Below are 4,105 nucleotides of genomic sequence, written 5' to 3' on the forward strand. Positions count from 1 at the left end.
CCGAAGCTAACGCGATAAATCGACCGCCTGGGGAGTACGGCCGCAAGGTTAAAACTCAAATGAATTGACGGGGGCCCGCACAAGCGGTGGAGCATGTGGTTTAATTCGATGCAACGCGAAGAACCTTACCTGGTCTTGACATCCACAGAATCTTGTAGAGATACGAGAGTGCCTTCGGGAACTGTGAGACAGGTGCTGCATGGCTGTCGTCAGCTCGTGTTGTGAAATGTTGGGTTAAGTCCCGCAACGAGCGCAACCCTTATCCTTTGTTGCCATCGATTAGGTCGGGAACTCAAAGGAGACTGCCGTTGATAAAGCGGAGGAAGGTGGGGACGACGTCAAGTCATCATGGCCCTTACGACCAGGGCTACACACGTGCTACAATGGCGTATACAAAGGGAGGCGACCTCGCGAGAGTAAGCGGACCTCACAAAGTACGTCTAAGTCCGGATTGGAGTCTGCAACTCGACTCCATGAAGTCGGAATCGCTAGTAATCGTGAATCAGAATGTCACGGTGAATACGTTCCCGGGCCTTGTACACACCGCCCGTCACACCATGGGAGTGGGTTGCACCAGAAGTAGATAGCTTAACCTTCGGGAGGGCGTTTACCACGGTGTGGTTCATGACTGGGGTGAAGTCGTAACAAGGTAACCGTAGGGGAACCTGCGGTTGGATCACCTCCTTACGAAGTGCTCGTAAGTGTTCACACAGATTGTTTGTTTAGAAGAAAGAGTCACTTTATTGGGTCTGTAGCTCAGGTGGTTAGAGCGCACCCCTGATAAGGGTGAGGTCGGTGGTTCAAGTCCACTCAGACCCACCAATTCAATCTTGGTTTTGCTGGTTTTGGCTTTAACGGGTTGAAGAAGTGAAAACAATGGGGCTATAGCTCAGCTGGGAGAGCGCCTGCCTTGCACGCAGGAGGCCAGCGGTTCGATCCCGCTTAGCTCCACCATTAAAGAAGTCTCTTTTAAAAAAATTATGTTTGTATTTGCTTGATTTAGTAGTTAAGTAAATAGAAAGATAAAGCTCTTTAACAATTAGGAACAAGCTGAAAGAAACGAGTTCTCGTTTTTACGAAAGACTTTTAATTATAGGTTGAGTTAAAGTTTATTGAACTTTGATTGAACAATCTATAAATGAAAAGAGAATAAGTAAGAAAGAGAAGAAAGCGTAATTTAAACCAAGACAACTGTGAGTTGTAAGGTTAAGAAATTAAGCGTACACGGTGGATGCCTAGGCAATCAGAGGCGAAGAAGGACGTGTTAATCTGCGAAAAGCGACGGTAAGCTGATAAAAAGCGTAATAGCCGTCGATGTCCGAATGGGGAAACCCAGTGTAGGAAACTACACTATCATCTAATGAATCCATAGTTAGATGAGGCGAACCGGGAGAACTGAAACATCTAAGTACCCCGAGGAAAAGAAATCAACCGAGATTCCCTAAGTAGCGGCGAGCGAAAGGGGAGTAGCCCAAGCGGGTAGCATAAAGTATTAGTGGAAGCGTCTGGAAAGTCGCACGATAGAGGGTGAAAGTCCCGTACACGAAGGTGCGTTATGTGGAAGCTTATAGAGTAGGGCGGGACACGTGATATCCTGTCTGAAGAAGGGGGGACCATCCTCCAAGGCTAAATACTCCTGATTGACCGATAGTGAACCAGTACCGTGAGGGAAAGGCGAAAAGAACCCCGGGAGGGGAGTGAAATAGACCCTGAAACCGTGTACGTACAATCAGTGGGAGCTGTTACCGTTAGGTAATAGTGACTGCGTACCTTTTGTATAATGGGTCAGCGACTTATATTCTGTAGCGAGGTTAACCGAATAGGGGAGCCGAAGGGAAACCGAGTATTAACTGTGCGTTAAGTTGCAGGGTATAGACCCGAAACCCGGTGATCTAGCCATGGGCAGGTTGAAGGTTGGTTAACACTAACTGGAGGACCGAACCGACTAATGTTGAAAAATTAGCGGATGACCTGTGGCTGGGGGTGAAAGGCCAATCAAACCGGGAGATAGCTGGTTCTCCCCGAAAGCTATTTAGGTAGCGCCTCATGAATGACTGTTGGGGGTAGAGCACTGTTTCGGCTAGGGGGCCATCCCGGCTTACCAACCCGATGCAAACTCCGAATACTGACAAGTTGAATCATGGGAGACACACGGCGGGTGCTAACGTTCGTCGTGAAGAGGGAAACAACCCAGACCGCCAGCTAAGGTCCCAAAGTCATAGTTAAGTGGGAAACGAAGTGGGAAGGCTTAGACAGCTAGGATGTTGGCTTAGAAGCAGCCATCATTTAAAGAAAGCGTAATAGCTCACTAGTCGAGTCGGCCTGCGCGGAAGATGTAACGGGGCTAAAACTATGCACCGAAGCTGCGGCAGTGCACGCAAGTGTATTGGGTAGGGGAGCGTTCTGTAAGCCGTAGAAGGTGTGTTGTGAGGCATGCTGGAGGTATCAGAAGTGCGAATGCTGACATAAGTAACGATAAAGCGGGTGAAAAGCCCGCTCGCCGGAAGACCAAGGGTTCCTGTCCAACGTTAATCGGGGCAGGGTGAGTCGACCCCTAAGGAGAGGCCGAAGGGCGTATCTGATGGGAAACGGGTTAATATTCCCGTACTGGCTATAACTGCGATGGGGTGACGAAGAAGGCTAGGTTTACCACCTATTGGATGGTGGGTTAAGCGTGTAGGGGTGTGATTAGGCAAATCCGGTCACTAAGACTCTGAGGCGTGATGACGAGCTGCTAAGGCAGTGAAGTAATTGATGCCCTGCTTCCAGGAAAATCCTCTAAGCTTCAGGTTATAGTTAATCGTACCCGAAACCGACACAGGTGGTCAGGTAGAGAATACTAAGGCGCTTGAGAGAACTCGGGTGAAGGAACTAGGCAAAATGGTGCCGTAACTTCGGGAGAAGGCACGCTGATGTGTAATTGAAATCCCATGCGGACGTAGGTGAAATCAGTCGAAGATACCAGCTGGCTGCAACTGTTTAATAAAAACACAGCACTGTGCAAACACGAAAGTGGACGTATACGGTGTGACGCCTGCCCGGTGCTGGAAGGTTAATTGATGGGGTTATGCTTATGCAGAAGCTCCTGATCGAAGCCCCAGTAAACGGCGGCCGTAACTATAACGGTCCTAAGGTAGCGAAATTCCTTGTCGGGTAAGTTCCGACCTGCACGAATGGCGTAATGATGGCCAGGCTGTCTCCACCCGAGACTCAGTGAAATTGAAATTGCCGTGAAGATGCGGTGTACCCGTGGCAAGACGGAAAGACCCCGTGAACCTTTACTATAGCTTGACAGTGAACATTGAGCCTTAATGTGTAGGATAGGTGGGAGGCAAAGAAGCATGCACGCCAGTGTGTGTGGAGTCGACCTTGAAATACCACCCTTTAATGTTTGATGTTCTAACCTATACTTCTGAATCGAGGTAAGGGACACTGTCTGGTGGGTAGTTTGACTGGGGCGGTCTCCTCCCAAAGAGTAACGGAGGAGCACGAAGGTTAGCTAATCCTGGTCGGACATCAGGAGGTTAGTGCAATGGCAAAAGCTAGCTTGACTGCGAGAGTGACGGCTCGAGCAGGTACGAAAGTAGGTCATAGTGATCCGGTGGTTCTGAATGGAAGGGCCATCGCTCAACGGATAAAAGGTACTCCGGGGATAACAGGCTGATACCGCCCAAGAGTTCATATCGACGGCGGTGTTTGGCACCTCGATGTCGGCTCATCACATCCTGGGGCTGAAGTAGGTCCCAAGGGTACGGCTGTTCGCCGTTTAAAGTGGTACGCGAGCTGGGTTTAGAACGTCGTGAGACAGTTCGGTCCCTATCTGCCATGGGCGTAGGAAAATTGAGAGGGTTTGCTTCTAGTACGAGAGGACCGAAGTGAACGCACCGCTGGTGTTCGGGTTGTGATGCCAATTGCATTGCCCGGTAGCTACGTGCGGAATAGATAAGTGCTGAAAGCATCTAAGCACGAAACTAGCCTCGAGATGAGTTTTCCCTGAAGAGATTCAGTAAGGTCCGTTTGAGACTAAGACGTAGATAGGTCAGGTGTGTAAGTGTAGTGATACATTGAGCTAACTGATACTAATGAACCGAGAGTCTTAACCTTA

At 49.4% G+C, this 4,105-nt stretch carries 2 tRNA genes and 2 rRNA genes; all 4 read left to right on the forward strand.

Annotated features, from left to right (window positions below):
• Positions 1-687: ribosomal RNA gene (locus A9G44_RS02855) — 16S ribosomal RNA — on the forward strand; the annotation flags it as partial.
• Positions 688-745: 58 nt separating this feature from the next.
• Positions 746-822 (forward strand) — tRNA-Ile (locus A9G44_RS02860).
• Positions 823-878: 56 nt separating this feature from the next.
• Positions 879-954: transfer RNA gene (locus A9G44_RS02865), tRNA-Ala, on the forward strand.
• Positions 955-1,204: 250 nt separating this feature from the next.
• Positions 1,205-4,104 (forward strand): 23S ribosomal RNA (locus A9G44_RS02870).
• Position 4,105 lies beyond the last annotated feature (1 nt).

It is taken from the genome of Gilliamella sp. Occ4-3 (assembly GCF_001690675.1).
Lineage (GTDB): Bacteria > Pseudomonadota > Gammaproteobacteria > Enterobacterales > Orbaceae > Gilliamella > Gilliamella bombi.